The 14,354-nt window shown below is 69.7% G+C and carries 13 protein-coding genes; 6 read left to right on the plus strand and 7 right to left on the minus strand.

Annotated elements, in window-relative coordinates; all coding sequences use genetic code 11:
* Positions 1 to 17 precede the first annotated feature (17 nt).
* The 4 genes from wzm (at position 18) to FB470_RS09935 (ending at position 3,018) form a co-directional block, all read left to right on the plus strand.
* A complete protein-coding gene (gene wzm, locus FB470_RS09920; protein ID WP_306990595.1) occupies positions 18 to 980 on the plus strand; it encodes a galactan export ABC transporter permease subunit Wzm/RfbD in 963 nt (320 codons plus the stop codon).
* 9 nt (positions 981 to 989) lie between these two features.
* Entirely contained in the window at positions 990 to 1,799 is an 810-nt protein-coding gene (gene wzt, locus FB470_RS09925; protein ID WP_306990596.1) for a galactan export ABC transporter ATP-binding subunit Wzt/RfbE, read from the plus strand.
* A gap of 1 nt (position 1,800) precedes the next feature.
* Positions 1,801 to 2,712 (plus strand): galactofuranosyltransferase GlfT1, encoded by a 912-nt coding sequence (gene glfT1, locus FB470_RS09930; protein ID WP_306990597.1) that lies wholly within the window; start codon positions 1,801 to 1,803, stop codon positions 2,710 to 2,712.
* 63 nt (positions 2,713 to 2,775) lie between these two features.
* Positions 2,776 to 3,018, plus strand: coding sequence for a hypothetical protein (locus tag FB470_RS09935; protein WP_306990598.1), 243 nt, complete (start codon positions 2,776 to 2,778; stop codon positions 3,016 to 3,018).
* 11 nt (positions 3,019 to 3,029) lie between these two features.
* Here FB470_RS09935 and FB470_RS09940 read toward each other — a convergent pair whose 3' ends face one another.
* From FB470_RS09940 to FB470_RS09950, 3 genes are all read right to left on the minus strand, one after another.
* The gene (locus FB470_RS09940; RefSeq protein ID WP_306990599.1) at positions 3,030 to 3,593 is read right to left on the minus strand and encodes a peroxiredoxin; all 564 of its coding nucleotides are present in this window, start codon (positions 3,591 to 3,593) and stop codon (positions 3,030 to 3,032) included.
* A 75-nt stretch (positions 3,594 to 3,668) separates the two neighbouring features.
* Entirely contained in the window at positions 3,669 to 5,609 is a 1,941-nt protein-coding gene (locus tag FB470_RS09945; RefSeq protein ID WP_306990600.1) for a glycosyltransferase, read from the minus strand.
* A 67-nt stretch (positions 5,610 to 5,676) separates the two neighbouring features.
* On the minus strand, positions 5,677 to 6,156 hold the full coding sequence (locus FB470_RS09950; RefSeq protein ID WP_306990601.1) for a GtrA family protein: 480 nt from the start codon (positions 6,154 to 6,156) through the stop codon (positions 5,677 to 5,679).
* A gap of 95 nt (positions 6,157 to 6,251) precedes the next feature.
* Here FB470_RS09950 and FB470_RS09955 point away from each other — a divergent pair, with 95 nt between their 5' ends.
* Together FB470_RS09955 and FB470_RS09960 are read left to right on the plus strand one after the other, a co-directional pair.
* Complete coding sequence (locus tag FB470_RS09955; RefSeq protein WP_306990602.1) at positions 6,252 to 7,625, plus strand: FAD-binding oxidoreductase; 1,374 nt, start codon at positions 6,252 to 6,254, stop codon at positions 7,623 to 7,625.
* Positions 7,622 to 8,380: a decaprenylphospho-beta-D-erythro-pentofuranosid-2-ulose 2-reductase gene (locus FB470_RS09960; RefSeq protein WP_306990603.1), complete on the plus strand. Its 759-nt coding sequence runs from the start codon at positions 7,622 to 7,624 to the stop codon at positions 8,378 to 8,380. The genes FB470_RS09955 and FB470_RS09960 overlap by 4 nt, the downstream gene beginning before the upstream one ends.
* A 55-nt stretch (positions 8,381 to 8,435) precedes the next feature.
* Here the strand turns inward: FB470_RS09960 and FB470_RS09965 are convergent, their stop codons facing one another.
* The 4 genes from FB470_RS09965 to FB470_RS09980 form a co-directional block, all read right to left on the minus strand.
* Positions 8,436 to 10,556, minus strand: coding sequence for a DUF3488 domain-containing protein (locus tag FB470_RS09965; protein ID WP_306990605.1), 2,121 nt, complete (start codon positions 10,554 to 10,556; stop codon positions 8,436 to 8,438).
* A 36-nt stretch (positions 10,557 to 10,592) separates the two neighbouring features.
* On the minus strand, positions 10,593 to 11,360 hold the full coding sequence (locus FB470_RS09970) for a hypothetical protein (RefSeq protein WP_306990606.1): 768 nt from the start codon (positions 11,358 to 11,360) through the stop codon (positions 10,593 to 10,595).
* A 72-nt stretch (positions 11,361 to 11,432) separates the two neighbouring features.
* Positions 11,433 to 13,391, minus strand: coding sequence for an arabinofuranosyltransferase (locus FB470_RS09975; protein WP_306990607.1), 1,959 nt, complete (start codon positions 13,389 to 13,391; stop codon positions 11,433 to 11,435).
* Complete coding sequence (locus tag FB470_RS09980) at positions 13,388 to 14,338, minus strand: decaprenyl-phosphate phosphoribosyltransferase (protein WP_306999160.1); 951 nt, start codon at positions 14,336 to 14,338, stop codon at positions 13,388 to 13,390. Before FB470_RS09980 ends, FB470_RS09975 begins: the two co-directional genes overlap by 4 nt.
* Between the last annotated feature and the right edge of the window lie 16 nt (positions 14,339 to 14,354).

Below are 14,354 nucleotides of genomic sequence, written 5' to 3' on the forward strand. Positions count from 1 at the left end.
TCGCTACGCTAGGTCCCGTGCAAGCCATCAGCACGGTCGACCAGACCAGCGACGACCTCGCCCGCGCGGCGGAGCTGCCGCCGTTGTCGGACAGCCGCACCTTCGGGCGCGCCGTCGCCGACATCAAGGAAGGCCTCCGCGAGCGCGAACTGTGGAGCCACCTCGGCTGGCAGGACATCAAGCAGCGCTACCGCCGGTCGGTGATCGGCCCGTTCTGGATCACCATCAGCCAGGGCGTCATCGCGCTCGGCCTCGGCCTGCTGTACTCGCAGCTGTTCAACATGAACATCGGGACGTTCCTGCCCTACATCAGCGCGGGGTTCATCGTCTGGGCGTTCATCCAGGGCTGCCTGACCGAGGGCATGGAGACGTTCATCTCCAACGAGGGCCTGATCAAGCAGATCAAAGCGCCGTTGACGGTCTACGCGCTGCGCACGGTGTGGCGCCAGACGCTGATGTTCGCGCACAACCTGATCGTCATCGTGGTCGTGGTCGCGATCTTCTTCGGCAACCTCGCGCACGGCTACTCGCTGACGACCGAGAGCGGGCACTGCACCGCGGACACGAACCTCATCTGCCACCCCGGCCTGGGCTGGTACACGCTCAGCGCGATCCCGGCGTTCTTCCTGCTGGCCGTGAACGGCCTGTGGGTGACGTTGCTGCTCGGCATCGTCTCGACCCGCTACCGCGACCTGCCGCAGGTGATCAACTCCCTGGTCCAGCTGCTGTTCTACCTGACCCCGATCGTCTGGCCGATCGACCAGCTCAAGGGCGGGGCGCGGCAGGGCGTCAGCTGGGCGGAGCCGATCATCAAGCTCAACCCCATCTACCACTTCGTCCAGATCCTGCGCGCGCCGCTGATCGGGCAGGCCGTCAGCATCTGGAGCTGGGTCGCCGTGGGCGGCATCACGATCGTGGGCTGGCTGCTCGCGCTCGTCGCCATGCGCAACTACCGGGCCCGCGTCTCCTACTGGGTGTGAGAACAGACCATGGTCAGCATTGATGTGCAGAACGCCTACGTCGACTTCCCGATCTTCGACGCCAAGACGCGTTCGCTGAAGAAGAAGGTCCTCGGCAAGGTCGGCGGCAAGATCGGCACCGAGTCGAAGGTGCCGATCATCGAGGCGCTGCAGGACATCACCCTGTCGCTGCGCGAGGGCGACCGGGTCGGGCTGGTCGGCCACAACGGCGCCGGCAAGTCGACCCTGCTGCGGCTGCTGTCCGGCATCTACGAGCCCACGCGCGGCCTGGCCCGCGTCGAGGGCAAGGTCGCGCCGGTGTTCGACCTGGGCGTCGGCATGGACCCGGAGATCTCCGGCTTCGAGAACATCATGATCCGCGGCCTGTTCCTCGGCATGACGCGCAAGCAGATGGAGAAGCGGGTCGACGACATCGCCGAGTTCACCGAGCTGGGTGATTACCTCGCGATGCCGCTGCGGACCTACTCGACCGGTATGCGGGTGCGGCTCGCGCTCGGTGTGGTGACGACGATCGACCCGGAGATCCTGATCCTCGACGAGGGCATCGGCGCGGTCGACGCGGCGTTCCTCAACAAGGCGCGGGACCGTCTGGTGGATCTGGTGAACCGCTCCGGCATGTTGGTCTTCGCCTCGCACGCCGACGACCTACTCTTGGAGCTCTGCACGACGGCCATCTGGATGGACGAGGGCCGGATGAGGATGCGGGGCGGCCTGCGCGAGGTGCTCACCGCGTACAAGGGCCGCGACCCGTTCGAGAACATCAGCACGGAAACCGCCGCGCGGCTCGAAGCCGCGCCGGTGGGCCAGGGCGGGGAGTGACATGAGCGGTCCGGAGCAGGCTCCGATGCGACCGGGCGGCGTGGCGGCGGTGGTCGTCACGCGGCACCGCCGTGACCTGCTCGCGGACTCGCTGAAGATCATCGCCGCCCAGACCCGCCCGGTCGACCACCTCGTCGTCGTGGACAACGGCCCGGACCAGCCGGCGCGCGACGTCGTGGAGTCCTTCCCCGGCCGGTACACGTACCTGCCCTCGCACCACAACCTCGGCGGTGCGGGCGGGTTCGCGCTCGGGATCCTGCACGCGCTCGCGCTGGGCGCCGACTGGGTGTGGCTGGCCGACGACGACGGCCGCCCCGCGGACGAGACGGTGCTGTCGGTGCTCCTGGAGGAGGCCGAGAAGCGCGGTCTGGCCGAGATCTCGCCGATGGTCACCAACATCAACGCGCCGGAGAAGCTGGCGTTCCCGCTGCGGCGCGGGCTGACCTGGAAGCGCTCGTCGTCCGAGCTCGGCACCGACTTCCTGCCGGGAATCGCGTCGCTGTTCAACGGCGCGCTGTTCCGGTCGTCCACTTTGGATGTCGTCGGCGTGCCGGACCTGCGGCTGTTCGTGCGGGGCGACGAGGTCGAGGTGCACCGGCGACTGGTCCGGTCCGGGCTGCCGTTCGGGACGTCGCTGCGCGTGTCGTACCTGCACCCCGACGGGTCGGACGAGTTCAAGCCGATGCTCGGCGGGCGGTTCCACGCGCAGGACCCGGACAACGAGGTCAAGCGCTACTACACCTACCGCAATCGCGGGTACCTGCTGTCCCAGCCGGGGATGCGCAAGATCGGGGCGCTGGAGATCCTGCGGTTCGGCCTGTACTTCGTGGGGGTCAAGCGGGATCCGGGCGCGTTCGTGCAGTGGCTGAAGCTGGTGCGCCAGGGGCAGCGGGAGCGCTTCTTCCGCTACTGAGGCGGCTTGCGCTGTGCGCGAACTCTGTTGCCGCACAAGATCGGCTCCTGGTGTGCTGGTGGCATGGCTGATGAGAAACCCGCGCTCGTCCTGCACCTCGCCACCGGTGGTGAACCGCTGCTGTTCGCCCTGCCGCCCGAGGGCGTCGACGAGCTCGAAAAGGACCTCCACCTGCACCTCGAACACGGATCCGTGCAGACCGTGACGACCAGAGAAGGCTCGAAGGTCACCGTCAACTTCGCGCACGTGGCCGTCGCCTACATCGACGACCTGCAGCGGAAGAACAAGGTGTTCGGGCTGCACTGACCGGCAGCCGGTCAGCCGGGGTGGGCGCGCAGCCAGGCCAGCACCTGCCCGGCATGCTCGTCCGGCGGGAAGACCGGGTAGAAGACGTGCTCGACCACCCCGTCGCGGACGATCAGCGTCAGCCGCTTGTAGAGGGTGAGACCGGCTGTTTCGAAGGTGGGCAGGCCGAGCGCGCGAGCCAGGCTCAGCGCCGGATCGGCCAGCAACCGGAACGGCAGGTGGAGCCGTTCGACGGCCTCGCGCTGGTAGTCGCTGTCCTGGCTGGACAGGCCGAACACGCCCGCCGCGCCGGCGGCGAGCAGGTCCTCGTGGTGGTCGCGGAAGGCGCACGCCTCGGGGGTGCATCCGCGCGCTCCGGGGATCGCGTCCCAGCCTTCCGGCAGGTCGGTGCCCGGGCGGCCGGTGAGCGGGTACGCGTAGACCACCGTCCGGCCCGCGAGCGCGTCGAGGCGCACGGTCTCGCCGTCGGTGGCGCGTAGCTCCAGGGGCGGCACCCGCGCGCCCGGCAGGTGCGCGGCGGCGCCGTCGTCCTCGGGGACGGGCAGGTCGGCGGGCAGGTTCGTGAAGCCGGTCATCCGTCCCATCGTCGCCCAGAAAGCCCCGGAACGAAACCGGCCCCGCTCACCGGGGCGAGCGGGGCCGGGGGAACCTCAGAGGCGGTAGAGGCGCTTCCAGTTCTCGCGGCTGGTGAGCTGCGGCAGGGCGCGCTTGTACTGCTCCTGCACCGCGTGGCCCTCCTTCCGGAGGCGGTTCAGCGTCTTCACCGCGCGCTTGCCCAGCTCGAACATCCGCTCGCGGTCGTACTTGCGCACGCGCACGCCCTCCTGGGACGCGTCCGTCACCACGGCCGTGTCGAACAGCGCCAGGTGCCACCAGGTGGCCTCGTCGCTGGGCACGGCGCCCAGCGCGAAGCGGGAGCGGCCGCGCAGCCGGTCGACCACGCGCTTGATCAGGATGAGCCGCTGCAGCGCCGGGCGCGGGGCGGCGTTGATGATCCCGATGTCGTTCGACGCGATGCCGGGCACCTCGGTGGCGTCGTGCCGTTTGGTCTCCGGGTACTGCGCGCGGATGGCCCTGATCTCCTGCATCGCGGCCACGCCGCCGTCCTCGAGGATCGACGGGCCCTCCAGGAAGTCCTCGACCGCCTTGATCAGCGTGTGCGTCAGCCCGTACTGCATGCCCAGCAGGTAGCGCACGACCTGCGCCATCAGCGTCCGGCACACCACGGCCAGGTTGAAGTCACTGTGCAGGGCCGCGGTGATGATCGAGTTCCGCAGGTTGAAGTACCGGTGCCACTCGTCCCAGTCCTTCCAGTGGAAGTCCGCGTGCCACACACCCGCGCCGGGCAGCGTGACCGTCGGGAAGCCGTGCGCCCGCGCCCGGTAGCTGTACTCCGCGTCGTCCCACTGGAAGAAGAACGGCATCGGGTAGCCGACGGCCTTGACCACCTCGTACGGGATGAGGCACGACCACCAGCCGTTGTAGCCCGCGTCGAGCCGCTTCTCCTGGCGGTTCGGCTTGCCGGTCTCCTCGTCCACGCCGAGCAGGTCGGCCGTGTGCAGGCTGTGCTCGACCGGCACGCCCGGCTCGAGCGAGTTCAGCCGCGCGTACTCCGCCCCGACGTGCAGCTGGTGCGGGTGCAGCAGGTTGAGCATCTGGCCGCCGACGATGATCGGGTTCGCCGCGAGGTTCGAGAACGCCGTCATGCGGACCACCAGGTCCGGCTCGAGCAGCACGTCGTCGTCCATGAACAGGACGTTCGCGTGCTCGGTCTCGGTGTGCCCGGCGACCTCGTACAGGCCGCGCGTGAAGCCGCCGGCGCCGCCGAGGTTGGGCTGGGTGATGTAGTGCAGCTTGTCGCCGAGGTCGGCCGCGACCTGGGCGAACCCGTCGCGCGAGTCGACGCGGTCGGTGCCCTGGTCGGCGACGTAGATGGCGTCCAGGGTGTCCAGCGACTGGAGGTCACCGGCCAGTGCCTGCAGGTTCTTGAGGCAGTCGTCGGCGCGGTTCATCGTGCAGATGGTGACCGCGGTCGGGCGGATCTTCGCCGGCGGCTCGACCGTCCAGCGCACCCGCTCGACGGTCAGCCGCTGCCCGGCCTGGGTCTCCAGGTCCAGCCACAGCGCGCCGCCGTCGTAGAACTTGTCGATCTTCGCGTCGAACGCGACCACGGTCTGGTCGGCGCCCTCGACCTCGCGGGCCTCGATGGTGCGCGGCTCGCCCTCGGAGTCGGAGGCGCGGACGGCGAGCTGGCCGGCGCCGCTCACGACCGCCTCGACGCGCACCTGGCGCACCTTCGTCCAGCGCTGCCAGTAGCTGGCCGGGAACCGGCCGAAGTAGGTGTTGCCGGAGACCCGCGCCGACGGCTCCAGCGTGACGCCGTCCCGGCCGCGGTTGACCACGCCCTCGAGCACCTCGGAGTAGAGGTCCTTGGACACGACGGGCGACGGGCCGGCGTAGAGCCCGCGCTGGGCGGTCAGGCGACCCTCGGGAACGTGTTCGGCGAACGTGGTCTGGTCCTCTTTCGCCTGGGCTCCGTTGGTCTTCGCCTTCGCGGCGGCAGGCCGTCCCGCCGCAGTCTTGCCGGCCATCAGTTCTCAGTCCTCCAGGGGAATCCGACTCGCGTCCGCCAAGTTACACGGGTCGCCTGTGGAGGAATCACGCGCCGGACTCCGGCGAAACATCGGTCACACCTTCTTCGCGGAAGACAACCCACTTGAGCATCACGAAGTTGATGGCCGTGGCGGTGCCCTGGGAGATCACCCAGGCGACCGTCGGCTTGAACCGGAACTCCCCGAGCACGTGCAGCATCAGGGCATTCACGCCGACGGCGACGAAGAACGTGACGCCGTAAAGCAGGACGAAGCTGCCGACCTGGCCGGCGCCCTGCTTGCGGCCGGCGGAGAACGTGAACTTCCGGTTAAGGAAAAAGGCGGTGGTGGTGCCGACGATGAAACTGATCGCGCGAGCGACGGTGTCCCACGGAGCGTAATCAAGGCCGAGCGCCCGTAACGCCGTGTAGGTACCGAGATCGAGTAGCGCGCAAAACCCGCCGATGACCGCGAATCGCACCAACTGGCCGAGCAGGCCGGGGCTTTTCGCGGTCACTGCCTGCTCCTGCGGTTCCGTAGACACCACTGCACTACCTCACCAGCGTGCGATTTTCCGGGACCGGAAAAGTGTAGAAGCGCCTCCGCGAAAGCCGCCCCCCGGGGATCGTTACCCTGGTCCGGGTGAACACGACACCGCATACCGAGCGGCGGACACTCACCGGGTGGGGTCGCACCGCCCCGACCATCGCTGACGTGCTGACCACGCCGGACGTCGAGACGATCGCCCGCGCGGTGGCGCAGGCCGGCGAGCGCGGCGTGATCGCCCGTGGCCTCGGCCGCTCCTACGGGGACCCGGCGCAGAACGCCGGTGGACTCGTCATCGACATGACCGCCCTGAACACGATCCACTCGATCGACCCGGACACCGGCGAGGTCGACCTGGACGCCGGGGTGAGCCTCGACCAGCTGATGAAGGCCGCGCTGCCGCACGGGCTGTGGGTTCCGGTGCTGCCCGGAACGCGCCAGGTGACCATCGGTGGCGCGATCGCCAACGACATCCACGGCAAGAACCACCACAGCGCGGGCAGCTTCGGCAACCACGTGCTGTCGATGGACCTGGTCACCGCGGACGGCCGGATCCGCACGCTGACCCCCGACGGCCCCGAGTCCGAGCTGTTCTGGGCCACGGTCGCCGGCATCGGCCTGACCGGCATCATCGTGCGCGCGAAGATCCGGATGAAGAAGACCGAGAGCGCCTACTTCGTCGTCGACGCGGACCGCACGTCGAACCTGGACGAGACGCTGGAGCTGTTCACCAACGGCTCCGACCTCAACTACGACTACTCGATGTCGGTGCCGGACCTGATCAACGCCGACAGCCGCCTCGGCCGTGCCACGTTCTCCCGTGGCTCGCTGGCCCGGCTGGACCAGCTGCCGCCCAAGCTGCGGGCGAACCCGCTGAAGTTCGACGCGCCGCAGCTGATGACGCTGCCCGACATCTTCCCCAACGGCCTGGGCAACAAGCTCACGTTCGGGATGCTCAACAACGTCTGGCAGCGCACGGTGCCCAAGGGCGGCGCGCGCGGCAAGATCCAGAACCTGACGCAGTTCTACCACCCGCTGGACATGCTGAGCGAGTGGAACCGCGCCTACGGGTCGAAGGGCTTCCTGCAGTACCAGTTCTCCATCCCGTTCGGACGCGAGGACGCGCTGAAGGACCTGTGCCGCAAGATCGCGACGTCCGGGCACTACTCGTTCCTCAACGTGTTCAAGCGCATGGGCGAGGGCAACCGCGCGCCGCTGTCGTGGCCGTCGCCGGGCTGGATGCTGAGCGTGGACTTCCCCATCAAGGACGGCCTCGGCCGGTTCTGCACCGAGATGGACGAGGACGTGCTGGCCGCCGGCGGGCGGCTCTACACCGCGAAGGACTCCCGCACCACGCCGGAGACCTTCGCGAAGATGTACCCGCGGCTGGAGGAGTGGCGCAAGGTCCGCCAGTCGGTCGACCCCGAGGGCGTGTTCGCGTCCGACATGAGCCGGAGGCTTGAACTGTGATCGACGCTGTTGGCAACCCCCAGTCGCTGCTGCTGCTCGGCGGCACCTCGGACATCGCGCTGGCCATCGCGCGCAAGTACCTGAGCGAGGCGCCGGAGCTGCGCGTCGTGCTGGCCGCGCGGGCCTCCGAGCGGCGCAAGCAGGCCGCGGAGAGCCTGCGCGCCGCCGGCGCCGAGGTGTCCGAAGTGGACTTCGACGCGAAGGACACGGCGTCCCACCCCGCAGTGCTGGACCAGGCGTTCGCGCACGGTGACATCGACGTGGCCGTCGTGGCGTTCGGCCTGCTCGGCGACAACGAGGAGGCGTGGCAGAACCACGCGGTCGCGGTCGAGCTGGCGACGGTGAACTACACCGCGGCGGTGTCGGTCGGCGTCGCGCTGGCCGAGCGGCTGAAGAAGCAGGGCCACGGCACGGTGATCGCGCTGTCCTCTGTGGCCGGTGAGCGCGTGCGGCGGTCGAACTTCGTGTACGGCTCGACGAAGGCCGGGTTCGACGGGTTCTACCTGGGCCTGGGCGAGGCGCTGGCGCCGTCCGGGGTCAAGGTGACGGTCGTGCGGCCGGGCCAGGTCAAGACGAAGATGACCGAGGGCCTGGGCAAGGCGCCGCTGGAGCAGACGGCCGAGCAGGTCGCCGACATCGCCGTCGACGCGGCCCGCAAGGGCAAGGAGCTGGTGTGGGCGCCGGCCCCGTTCCGCGCGGTGATGTCGGTGCTGCGCCACGTGCCGCGGCCGATCTTCCGCAAGCTGCCGATCTGATCGTTCCCGACGAGAAACGCCCCGGTCACCGCGAGGTGGCCGGGGCGTTTTCGCGTCACTGGCTCAGCCAGTAGCCGTACGAGGTGTAGTCCGGGTAGGGGTTCAGCAGCGGGCGGGGCTGCTGGACCTCGATGCGCACCGACCCGGAGGTGATCAGCTCACCGGGGATCGTGTAGGTGTAGGTCGACCAGACGCCGTCGCGCTCGTCGCGGATCCAGGTTCCGGCCTCGGCGCCGTTGACCAGCACCCGCATGTCGAACACCGTGCCGTGCATCGCCGTGCGCGAGGTGATCGTCAGGGGGCGGCCGGGCACCAGGTTGTGCGCCGTGAACGCCTCGCCGCCGACGATGGAACGCGAGCTGTCCACCACGTCGCCCACCCGGCCCAGCGACGTCCACGGCTGCGTGCCCACCTGGGCCAGAACCGGCTGGTACCCGTGGTCGCCCTCGCTGGTCAGGTCACCGACGTTGACGTAGTCCCGCAGCTCGCCCGGCACCGCCTGCTCGTCGCCGCTGCCGGCGAGCGACCAGTCGGCCCGGTAGACGTTCATCCGCCGGAACGGCACGATCAGCCGCCCGCCGAGGTCCGGCGCCGCCTGCACGTCGAAGCTCATCTCCGCGGGCGTCTTCAGCACGCCCACGTCCTTCAGCGGCTCCATCGACGGCCCCGGCCACGGGTCGTACACCGCGAAGTAGCCGGGCCGCTGCGCCGCGGGCAGGTGTTTGAGCGCCTCGTACAGCGAACCGGTCCCGTTGTTGGCCGGCGCGGCGAAACCGTTGGTGCCGAGCCCGATCAGGTCCAGCACCCGGTGCTCACCGAAGTACGCGACCGCGCCGACGTCCTTGACCGCCACCGTCGCGCCCGGCGGCAGGTTCCCGCGGATCCACTGCGCCACCGACACGTCGGTGTCGCGGATCGCCGCCGTCGCCCGGCCGAACCGGATCGACCAGCCGGGAAGCTCCACCAGCGTCAGCACCAGCACCACCACCAGCGCGCCGTGCAGCCCGATCCGGCGCACCCGCGTCTGACGGGCGAGGCGGCTCAGCCCGTACACACCGGTCACCACGAACAGCACGAACACCGGCAGGAACGGCTGGACGTACCGCAGTTCGTGCACCAGCGCGGTGTTCAGAGTGGACACCGACACCAGGATCAGCAGCAGGCCCGCGGCCACCGCGTACAGCATCGGGCGCCAGGTGCGCCGTGTCAGGAACACGTAGACCATGCCGGCGGCGAACACCAGCAGCGCACCCGGGAACGCGTAGTCCTGCGCCTCGAACCCGAGGAAGTTGCCCACGAACGCGCGCACGTTGGCCAGCGTGCGGTCGGCGAACTCGCTGAGCCAGAACACCGGCCGGTCGTGCAGGAACGACTTCGACTGGATGCCGTTCGCGGTCGCCGTCCCGGTGGCGATCTTGTAGAACAGCAGCTGGGCGGCACCGACCGCGACCGGCAGCAGTGTCCACAGTGCACGCAGCACGGTACGGCGCGCACCCGCCACGCGCCGGTCCACCCACAGCGTCCACAGCGCCGCGAACACCAGCGCCACCGCCAGGATCAGCCCTTCGGTGCGCGCCAGTGCCAGCAACGCGCCCAGCACCGGCGTCCACCGGAACCGCGCCCACGGCTGCTCGGTCACGAACGCCAGCAGCGTCGCGACCACCAGCAGCGCCACCAGCCCGACTTCCATGCCGCTGGCCGAACCCCAGGCCAGCGGGCCGCTGACGGCGACCAGGACACCGGACCACACGCCGACCGGGCGGGACACCAGTCTCCCGCCCAGCACCGTGACCAGACCCGCGGTGAGCGCGAAGCACAGCACACCGAACCCGACCGCGAACGCCAGGAAGAACGTGCCCTGGAAACCCAGCACCCAGGCCGCGCCGAGCACCAGCGCGTACAGCAGGCTGCTCGCGCCCGCGCTGACGTCGTCGCCGGTGTTGAACTGGAAGAAGTGCCCGAGGCCGAGCTGGCGGCCGTACTGGAGGTGGATGTAGACGTCGTCGAGCGGCGCGATCAGCTTGCCCTGGTTCCAGCCCAGGCCGCTCAGCACGAATGCGGCGCCGACCACGGCCGCGAGCAGCCCGGTCAGCCAGAACGCGGGATCGCGGCGCACGCCCCGGCGGGGCCCGGGCGTGCGGTCGACCTCGTCCGAAATGTGCAGAACCTGGGTCACTTCACGCACACGCCCGGACCCGGTTTCGTCGTTGGCTCATCGGGCCAGGCTATCCCGCGACTCCCGCCACTGGTCGAACAGCAGGTCCCGGTGCATCTCGTGGTAGCGGCTCAGGTCGAACACGTGCACGGTCTTCGCCCAGCGCAGGTTCTCGTCCGGGCGGAACCCGTCGGCCTCCGCGCGCTCGAAATCCGTGCCCAGGTAGTAGACGCCGACCGAACCGTCCAGCGAGATCCCGGCCACCTCACACGAATACCCGAGGTACTCCGCGCGCGTGGTCACCTCGGCGACCCGGCCGCCCTCGGTCTCCAGCACCCCGGACCGCGGGCGACCGGCGACGACCGCCGCCTGCCCGTTGGGCCAGCCGCCGTGGAGCGGGATGCCGTCCACCGGGCGCGGGAACCGGGCCGCGCGCCAGCGCGTGAAGAGCAGGTCGTTCTGCCGTTCGGCGTACTGGCGGAGGTCACGCAGGTCGACGGTTTTGTAGTACTCGTAGGAATGTTCCTGCACGAAACCGTTGATCGTCGCCCATTCCTGGTCCCATTCGGCGTCCAGGACACGAGCGGTGCCGTTGTCGAAAGCGGTGTCGATCATGACGCGGTGGTCCCGGTAGGTCGCGTAGACCTGGACCGAGAAAACGCGTTCACACATCTCCACCGGAACCGCCCCGGTGAGCTCCGGCCGGTGACAGGGCTCACGGAGCTGCGGAAAGTGCACGTAGTTCTCGCCCGCCGCATACGAAACCGGGTACGACACGCCGTCGACGACGGCGATCGTGCCGCTGCGGTACAGGGGGTAGGTCACGCCGGTTCCCCCTTTGCGTTTACCCGACTACTGACTGGTGTGTGCGCAGCAGTTTACGAGAAACTCACACGTTCAGCTAATCGGCTGCGCCGAACGGTCCACGATGACCGCGAACGGCCCGACGTCGCGGCGCTCGAATCCCGGCCCGGAGAACAGTTCCGGCGCGAACGTGATGTCGTCGACACGCAACGGGACCGCGCGCGGGAAGGTGTCGGTCGCGATCGGCATGACGAGCGTGCCGTCGGCGGCGCGGCGCAGCACGAACACGTTGGGCGCCTCGTGCGGGTTCGTCCGGAGCTTGGCGATCAGGCCGGCGGAGTCCCGGGCGGTCGCCCAGGACCGGATCTCGTCGTTGCGCTGCGTGTACCCGGCGAGCGGGTTCGCGTAGTGCGGCGTGGTCTGCTGGAAACCCCAGTACGGCTGGAACGACAGCAGCCGGTCGTACGCCGAGAGCACGATGTTGCCGGTCGGCGGTCGTCCGGTCAGCTCACCGATCGTGGCGATCAGCTGGGGGGTCCAGTACCCGTCCTGCGCCGGGTCGTGGCCGTAGTTTGCGTTCCAGCCGTCCGGGTAGTAGTCGGACTCGGCGGTGTCGACCGTGTCCTTCATCGTGGTGCCGACGACGGTCTGCGTCACCGACACGGCGCCGAGCACCGCGAGCACGAACGCCACCGTCCGCACGGGGCGGACGTGCTCGGTCAGCTTCGGCAGGGCCCGCACGAGTTCGGCCAGCGCGAACACCCCGGCGACCGCGAGTGCCACGTCCACCGTCACGATGAACCGGAACGACAACAGCGTCGTGCGGACCAGCAGCGCGAGGCTGGACAGCGCGAACCACAGGTAGACCAGCGCGGTCAGCACGAGCAGCACGAGCGCGACCGGTTCGCGGCGCGCGCGCACCACCAGCCAGACCAGCCCGGCCAGGCACAGCACGCCGAAGAAGCTCGCGGTCTGGAACGGCATCGGGAAGTAGGCGCTGATCTCGGGCAGGAAGTGCGCCGCCACGTTCGGCTTGCCCAGCCCGCCGGCCAGGATGAACGGGCCCCAGGTGATCAGCGACAGCAGGCCGGTGACCACCCCGATGCCGACCAGGCGCAGCAGCAGCCGCTTGAGCACCGCCCCGACGGGTTCCCCGTCGCGGACGTCCAGCGCGAGCGCGACCAGCGCCAGCACCACCACGGCGAACACGCCGAACACCAGGTGCAGGGTGTAGGTGACCCCGGAGAACCCGAGGTAGACGCCGATCAGCACGAGCGTCCAGGCCGGCACCCGCTCGCGGCGGCGCAGCACGGCCCACGTCAGCACGAGGATCGGCGGCAGCCAGGCCGTGGTCGGCCACGCGTACGGCTCCTCGGGCCCGAGTGCGACGAACCCGGCCAGCACCGTGGCCACCGACGCCAGCAGCGCCATCCGGCGCCGCACGACGAGGCTCCACAGGACGAACGCGACCACCCCGGCCACCGCGGCCCAGGTGATCGAGTACGGCTTGTAGGCGGCCCAGCCCTCCAGGCCGAGCAGGTTCGCGAACCGCCCGCCGAGCCAGAACCAGCCGCCCGGGTAGTAGGCGGCCAGTCCGTGGTAGTTCACGTCCGCCAGGCCGGCGGTCTCGGTCAGCCGCTCCATGTACTGCAGGCGGAACGTGTTGTCCACGCTCGACCCGCCCAGGAAGAAGCGGGTGCCCTGCAGCGGGATCGCCAGCAGCAGGGTGGACAGCGCGGTCAGCGCCACCCAGCTGCCACCGACGCGCACCCACGACGGCCAGCGGGCCGCGCCGCTGTACCACAGCGAGCCGAACAGCACCACGACGATCACCGCGACGGCCAGGTTCACCAGCGCGTCCGGCACGTACGTGCCCGGGTCGACGCTCAGCTTGTTCGCGCCGAACTGCAGCACGAGGCTGACGACCACCGCCGCCACGGTGCCCAGGACGAGCTCGGCCAGGGTGCGGCCGGGTCCGAGCCGGGTCAGTGGGTGGCGCGGTGCGGGTTCGGTCGCCGTGTCGTCGCCGGGACGGGCCAAGGTGGTCGTCACAGGTAGAAGGTGACCCCGAGGGTGGCGACCCACAGCACACCCAGGACCTGCAGGACGCGGTCCTTGAGCACGATCTCGTCCGGCGCGCCCGCGGTGCCGCCGTCGACGTCGACCGCGTAGCGCAGCACGGCGATCACGAACGGCACCATCGAGATGACCGGCCAGACCGACTGGTCGGCGCCCTCCCGCAGCTCGAACGCCCACAGCGAGTACGACATGATCAGGATCGCCGCCGCGGTCGCCCACACGAAGCGCAGGTAGCTGGCCGAGTACTTCTTCAGCGACGAGCGGATCTTCGCGCCGGTGCGCTCGAACAGCATGATCTCGGCGTAGCGCTTGCCCGCGACCATGAACAACGAACCGAACGCCGTGACCAGCAGGAACCACTGCGACAGCGCGATACCGGCGGCCACACCACCGGCGATCGAGCGCATCAGGAAGCCCGACCCGACGATCGCCAGGTCGATCACCGGCTGGTGCTTGAGCCCGAAGCAGTAGCCCAGTTGCACCGCCTCGTAGACGCCCAGCACGATCGCCAGCTCCGGGCTCGCCAGGAACGACAGCGCGAGCCCGACGCCGAAGAACAGCACCGCGGCCACGTAGGCGACCGGCACCGGCACGATCCCGGCCGCGATCGGCCGGTTCCGCTTCGTCGGGTGCGCCCGGTCCGCCTCGACGTCGACCGCGTCGTTGATCAGGTACACCGACGACGCGACCAGGCTGAACGCCACGAACGCGATGACCGCGTCGAGGAGCACCGAACCGTTGGTGATCTGGGCCGCGGTGAACGGCGCGACGAAGACGAGGACGTTCTTCGCCCACTGCTTCGGCCGCGCGGTCTTGGCGACGCCGAGGACCATTCCCACCGGGCCGCGCTTGACGGACGGGGCCGGTTCGGCCGCCGTCTCCGCCGTCTTCGCCTCGGCCTTCTCGCTGGTTTCGTCCACGATCTCGGCTTCCGCG

Source organism: Amycolatopsis thermophila (assembly GCF_030814215.1).
Lineage (GTDB): Bacteria > Actinomycetota > Actinomycetes > Mycobacteriales > Pseudonocardiaceae > Amycolatopsis_E > Amycolatopsis_E thermophila.